Here is a 6,387-nt window from a genome sequence, read left to right as displayed (position 1 = left end):
CTATCTGCCGTGGGCGTAGGAAAATTGAGAGGAGCTGCTCCTAGTACGAGAGGACCGGAGTGGACGAACCTCTGGTGCACCGGTTGTCACGCCAGTGGCATGGCCGGGTAGCTAAGTTCGGACGGGATAACCGCTGAAAGCATCTAAGCGGGAAGCCTCCCTCAAGATGAGTTTTCCCTTGAAGCCCGTTGAAGACTACGACGTTGATAGGCAAGGTGTGGAAGCGCAGTAATGTGTGAAGCTAACTTGTACTAATTGGCTGATTGTCTTGACCATATAATCTGAGTTACTTCAGGTTAACTGATAAGTACGTATATGAGTATGTGTTGGGCCATCGGCCCAACCTACAAAATTGTAGTAATACAATCTAAATTCGTGATCTCTTATTGACACATTTTTAAATGAATTTTTATTCTCCTATATCCATCCAAAGAATTTTTTTAATTCCTTCCCTTACTAAATACATTAAAATCTGTGCATTTTAATACTCTATAATAAATACAAACCTTGAGAGAAAGTATATAACATGGAAGATCCAATAAATTGGTTTGCATTGCAAAAAGAGGGACTATATTTCATTCCAGGAAATTTTTATGTGGATCCTGTAGCTGCAGTACATCATGCAGTTATAACGCACGCCCATTCAGATCATGCTGTTTCGGGACATCAATTTGTAACAGGTCACAAGGATACTATTTCTTTGATGCAAATTCGGTTCGGAGAGAAACTTTCTACATTTCAATCTTTAGCTTACTTCGAAAAAATTAATTTCGGTAAAGTGATATTGTATTTGTTACCCGCCGGACACATCCTTGGTAGTGCTCAAATTGTTATTGAATATGATGGCACAAGAATTATATTTTCTGGAGATTATAAAAGGAGTTTTGATCCAACCTGTGACAAATTTTTTGTAATGCCTTGCGATGTCTTTATTACCGAGGCAACTTTTGGTCTTCCTATATTCAAACATCCTTCGATTCAATCAGAGATAAAGAAACTTTTAGACTCACTAAAGTTATTTCCAAATAAATGCCATTTAATTGGGGTCTATGCTTTAGGAAAATGTCAACGATTGATTATGGAATTAAGGCAGCTTGGGTATTTGGAACCTGTATATATTCATGGGGCATTAAAAAAAACATGTGATTTTTATTTCTTGAAAGAGTATCCGCTAGGCAACATTCTAATGGCCGATACCTTAAATGAGTCCACGGCATCCGGAAAAATTGTATTATGTCCACCCAATAGCATTCATGATCGCTGGAGTAGACGCTTTGGAGATAAAATAGTTGGAATGGCCTCTGGCTGGATGCAAATTAGAGCACGAGCAAAACAAAAAAGAATTGAGTTGCCACTTGTTATTTCAGATCATGCAGATTGGAATGAGCTCATTAGTACAATACAAGAAATTAATCCGAGAGAGATATGGATTACCCACGGTCAAGAACAAGCGCTTCTTTATTACGCGGCACAAAAAGGATTTCATGCCAGACCTTTACATTTTTTAGGGTATCAAGAGTTAGAGGATTAAGGATGAAAAAATTTGCGCTGTTACTCAATCAACTCTATTTTACTTATGGCAGTTTAGATAAAAGAACTTTAATTGAACATTTTTTCTCAGTTACCCCTGATCCTGAACGAGGATATGCATTAGCGATTATGGCTAATAGCATCAAATTTCCTCAATTTAAGAGATCTTTTATAAAAAAATTAATTCATGAAAAAATTGATTCTACACTATTTTATTTATCTTATGATTATGTTGGTGATTTATCAGAAACAATTTCATTAATTTGGCCCGTAGAGATGAATCATGGTGATTTACCACTGCTTTCTGAAGTAATAAGGAAATTTGAAACACTTGATGAACAAGAACTATATCCTTATTTGGTTCATTTATTAGACTCGAGTAATCCTAATGAGCGATGGTCAATTTTAAAACTTATTACGGGAGAAATGCGTATTGGGATTTCAACACGTTTTTTGAAAAATACCTTAGCCCATTATGGAAAAGTTGATGTACAAGAGGTGGAAGATGTGTGGCATTCTCAATCACCTCCTTATGAAGCCTTATTTTCCTGGTTAGAAAAAAAGAATACGAAACCTGAAACCAGTTCAATCTATTTTCGTCCTGTGATGCTCTCTCATCCATTGAATGAAAATGATCTTTTATCCATAAACCTGGAAGAATTTGCGGTTGAAAAAAAATATGATGGAATTAGAGTGCAGCTTGCAGTGTTTAACAACGAAAAGGCTTTGTTTACTCGTACGGGTGAAAATATTAGCCATTCTTTTCCGGAAATTCTCTCACAAATACAAGGTAATATTGTTCTAGATGGAGAGCTAGTCATAAAAAATTCAAGCGGATTAGGAAGTTTTAATGATTTACAACAAAGACTAAATAGAAAAATATTGCCTAAAAAACTTCTTGAGACGCAAACTGCTGGTTTGATTGCATATGATATTCTTTTTTTAGATCACCTCGATTTGCGATCCTATTCTTTTGTCCATCGGCGAGAACAATTAGAAAAATGGTTTTCAACTTCTGCACCAGATAATTTCTTAATTTCACCTCTGCTTTCTTTGAAAAAAGATCAGACTTTACCTCAATTAAGGGAAGAAGTTTTGCAGGAAAACCCTTCAAATGTTGAAGGCATCATGCTCAAAAAAAACAGTAGCTTATATTTGGCGGGAAGACCAAAAGGGTGCTGGTATAAATGGAAAAAGGATCCACATCTAATTGATGCCATATTAATGTATGCACAAAGAGGACATGGCAAACGTTCCTCCTATTACTCAGATTATACTTTTGGTTTATGGAGTCAAAATCAGTTGTTGCCGATAGGAAAAGCTTATTTTGGTTTTACTGATGAAGAGCTATACCAGTTGGATAAATGGATTCGTTATCATACATTAAATCATTTCGGTCCTGTCCGGGAAGTGCAAAAGGAGCTTGTGTTGGAAATTGCATTTGATGCCGTGAATACTTCAAATCGCCATAAGTCGGGCGTCGCATTACGGTTTCCTAGAATTAACCGCATTCGTTGGGATAAACCTCCGGAGGAAGCAGATCAATTAGAGGATTTAAAGAAATTAATAAAGAATAAAAAATAGTTTTCTCAATTCATTAATAAATTTTTTTTAATATTTTTTGGTTCAGAAGAAATTATCTAAAGTACTTTCACAAGATTTTCTATTCCATTATTTTGTTTCTAACCGCCTCTTCTTGTTATTTTAAATTTTAACTGAATTTTCAATTTTTAAATTTATGTAGTCAATTAATAAAAAAAGGATTCAAGGTTTTGCATATTAAATTCTTAGGATTGATGTTTGGCACAATAAGGACAAAGGTACACTTTCTCGATTATTTCTTCTTCGTCTGATGTTTTTATGCGAGATACTTCGACTTCCTGAGCATTAGTTCTATCAAAGATAACACCGCATGCACCACATTTCACTTGTATGTCCTTCTCTTCCATTTTTTTCTCCAAATCAAATAAGCTGAATAAGTATTCCATAGTCCTTAATTATTTCTACTGTTTTATTTGCCCTTTGATGAATTGAAATTTTCCCCCTATTTATTTAGTGTAAGAAACTTTTGTAAAGAAGTATGTAATAAATATAGAGAAATTTTGTAACTTCCCAGCTCATCCATCATTTAGATACAGAATGACAGGCTTTTGATAAATGACCTGAGGGGACGTGTGGATTAACATCGTTTTTTTGTATTCATATAGGCAAAAAATTTAATTAAATCATCCAGATCAATATCGGATAAGGATTCTATATCTGAGCCACTCATCCGTCCTTGAGGAAGAGAACGAACTGATTTTGGATCGCGTATAAATTTTTTCAATAGCGTTATCTTGGGATAATAATCCAACGGATTTTTAGGACAATTCAGATCGGGGCCGATATTGCTTTTTCCGATGTGATTAATCGTATGGCAGCCTTCACAATGACTAATATACAATTGGTAGCCATTAATAAGGGAAGGATTCGTTATTCGTGGTGGGGCAAGAACTTTTTTATAATCAAGCTTTCGAGTTATTTTTATTGTAACAATACTCCATGCCCAATATTCATTTGATATATAGGATCGGTCCGGATGAAGCCAAATAACTTCATAAGGACCAGCATTGGTTCCTGTATGATTATCAATTATTGGCCACTTTGATACAGGCTCTATAGCCAGCATTGCGATGGAAGCGTTTTTACTGCAATTCATTATTTTAGCTGAAGGTACATACACATGAAAATTATCCTTAGCTATCAATTCAATGAAGTCTAGTTTGCTAATATTGAAGGGAGCAAGTAACTTACATAAGGGGATAACATTATGATGCATTGTTTTGTTTGGGTACGCTCGGTCGTTATTAATAGTTACTTGAGCAAGTGCTGGATGAGACAGTAATTCAGATTTAGTCAGAATAAGCGATTTATCAGGGGCAATAATGCGAAGTACCGAATCGAGTGCTTTGTTTGTGGCTGATGCAGTTCCAAATATTGAACAGATACAGAATAATAGAAAAATGTATTTCGATCCTTTCACTTTAATTCCTTGATTTTATAAGTATCTTATTTTAGTAACCCTTTATACAGGCGTGGGAATATTTCCCAGAAAAAATAGTCTGAATAGAGTCAAGGATATTCCATCCTTTGTTTTCTTGTCGTATTGCGAGCGAATTGTTCAGCACCCGTAGATCGCGCTCAGTTTCATTAGGGCGTCTTTTATCCCAGCATTTGATCATATCCATATAATTTTCAAGCTTTTTTTAAATTTAAATGGGGAGTAGCTGAAGAGTTACAAAATTTTTTTAAAATATGATTGTTCAAGGATTTAGAACAAGTCTAACCAGGGTGGCTCTTGATATCATTAAAACTCTAATTGAAAAAATTAGACTTGGGTGGTGACGCGAAGAATTTCCGCCAGTGAGGTATCTCCAGCGAGAACTCGTTTAAATCCATCATCACGAATACTGGGTGTAGAGGGGCGTAAATAGTTTTCCATTGTTTGCAGATTTTCCTGGCGGTGGATCATTCCCCTTAACTCTTCATCAATTGGAATTAATTCATAAATGCCGGTTCTTCCCTTATAACCTAGGTTATTACAGAAATCGCAACCTTTTGGTTCATAAACTTTTGAAATATCCGTATCGGGTCCAATATCCATTAATTCTTTTTCATCGTCCCTTAATTGATGGGGCGTTTTGCATTTAGGACATAATCTTCTGACCAATCGTTGTGCTATCAGTCCTACGATACTTGATGATAAGAGAAATGACTCCACGCCCATATCGCGTAAACGAGTTAGGGCACCTAGCGCACTGTTTGTATGTAGCGTGGATAAAACCAGGTGACCTGTAAGACTTGCTTGAACTGCAATTTCTGCAGTTTCCAAATCCCGAATTTCTCCTATCATGACTACGTCCGGATCTTGCCTGAGAATTGCTCTTAAGCCTTTAGCAAAAGTCATTTGTACTTTAGTATTGACCTGTGTTTGCCCTATACCCTCAAGATCATATTCGATTGGATCTTCTATAGTGAGAATGTTGCGGGTCACTTGGTTTAATTCCGTTAACATGGCATAAAGAGAGGTAGTTTTTCCAGAACCCGTAGGACCAGTTACTAAAATGATTCCATGAGGTTCAGCTATCATTTTTCTCATGGCTTTTACTGTGGGTTCCGGCATTCCTAAAAGATTTAAATCCAGTTGGGCTGCTTGTTTGTCTAAAATCCTTAAAACGACGCGTTCCCCGTGATTGGAGGGGAGAGTCGAAACCCGCACGTCAATGTTATGTCCACCAATCCGGAGGGAAATACGACCGTCCTGGGGTATCCTCTTTTCCGCAATATCTAATCGAGCCATTACTTTAACCCTCGAAATGACCAAGGGTGCAATGGCACGTTGGATTTCCAGAACTTCATGCAGCACACCATCGATTCGATTACGTACGAGGACGCGATCTTCGTAAGTTTCAATATGAATATCGGAGGCTTTTTGTTTGATAGCTTGAGTGAATAATGCATTTAATAAACGTATTATGGGTGCATCATCCTGGTTTTCAAGTAAATCTTCACTGACGGGCAATTGGCTTGCCAACAGTGAAATATCCATATCTTCTTCCATTCCTCCAGCGGCTTCTAATATAGATGATTTGGATTGATATACATGGGCTAGGTGCTGTTGAAACGCTGATTCATCGACTTGTTTTAACGTAAATTCACATTGCAATAATCGTTTGATTTCTGCAAGGGATTGTAGTGAAGTATTCGGCAAATAATAAACCAAAGCATGATTATCACTCATTTCATTGGCTACAACTATCCCATGATGCTTTGCGAAACTGTATGGGATTTTTAGTGATTTATCTTCATTTTCCATAG

At 36.5% G+C, this 6,387-nt stretch carries 5 protein-coding genes and 1 rRNA gene; 3 read left to right on the top strand and 3 right to left on the bottom strand.

Features of this window, described 5'->3' with window-relative positions:
• From BU07_RS0111675 to BU07_RS0111665, 3 genes are all read left to right on the top strand, one after another.
• Positions 1–276 (top strand): 23S ribosomal RNA (locus tag BU07_RS0111675); the annotation flags it as partial.
• A 250-nt stretch (positions 277–526) separates the two neighbouring features.
• Positions 527–1,531, top strand: coding sequence for a ligase-associated DNA damage response exonuclease (locus tag BU07_RS0111670; RefSeq protein WP_031566236.1), 1,005 nt, complete (start codon positions 527–529; stop codon positions 1,529–1,531).
• Positions 1,532–1,533: 2 nt separating this feature from the next.
• Positions 1,534–3,114, top strand: coding sequence for a cisplatin damage response ATP-dependent DNA ligase (locus BU07_RS0111665; RefSeq protein WP_031566234.1), 1,581 nt, complete (start codon positions 1,534–1,536; stop codon positions 3,112–3,114).
• Between the two features lie 203 nt (positions 3,115–3,317).
• Here the strand turns inward: BU07_RS0111665 and BU07_RS17445 are convergent, their stop codons facing one another.
• The 3 genes from BU07_RS17445 to lspE all read right to left on the bottom strand — a co-directional run bounded on the left by BU07_RS17445 (position 3,318) and on the right by lspE (position 6,385).
• A complete protein-coding gene (locus BU07_RS17445) occupies positions 3,318–3,479 on the bottom strand; it encodes a hypothetical protein (RefSeq protein ID WP_211249047.1) in 162 nt (53 codons plus the stop codon).
• Positions 3,480–3,709: 230 nt separating this feature from the next.
• Entirely contained in the window at positions 3,710–4,552 is an 843-nt protein-coding gene (locus tag BU07_RS0111655; RefSeq protein WP_031566232.1) for a cytochrome c family protein, read from the bottom strand.
• A gap of 345 nt (positions 4,553–4,897) precedes the next feature.
• Entirely contained in the window at positions 4,898–6,385 is a 1,488-nt protein-coding gene (gene lspE / locus BU07_RS0111650; RefSeq protein ID WP_031566230.1) for a GspE family T2SS ATPase variant LspE, read from the bottom strand.
• Positions 6,386–6,387: the final 2 nt, after the last annotated feature.

The organism is Legionella wadsworthii DSM 21896 = ATCC 33877, assembly GCF_000701265.1.
Lineage (GTDB): Bacteria > Pseudomonadota > Gammaproteobacteria > Legionellales > Legionellaceae > Legionella > Legionella wadsworthii.
Note: the sequence above shows the minus strand (reverse complement) of the source record. Positions and strands in the feature narration are given on the sequence as shown.

Coding starts and splice junctions, on each gene's coding strand:
- BU07_RS0111665 (WP_031566234.1), top strand. CDS start 1,534: ATGAAAAAATTTGCGCTGTTACTCAATCAACTCTATTTTACTTATGGC.
- lspE (WP_031566230.1), bottom strand. CDS start 6,385: ATGGAAAATGAAGATAAATCACTAAAAATCCCATACAGTTTCGCAAAG.
- BU07_RS17445 (WP_211249047.1), bottom strand. CDS start 3,479: ATGGAAGAGAAGGACATACAAGTGAAATGTGGTGCATGCGGTGTTATC.
- BU07_RS0111670 (WP_031566236.1), top strand. CDS start 527: ATGGAAGATCCAATAAATTGGTTTGCATTGCAAAAAGAGGGACTATAT.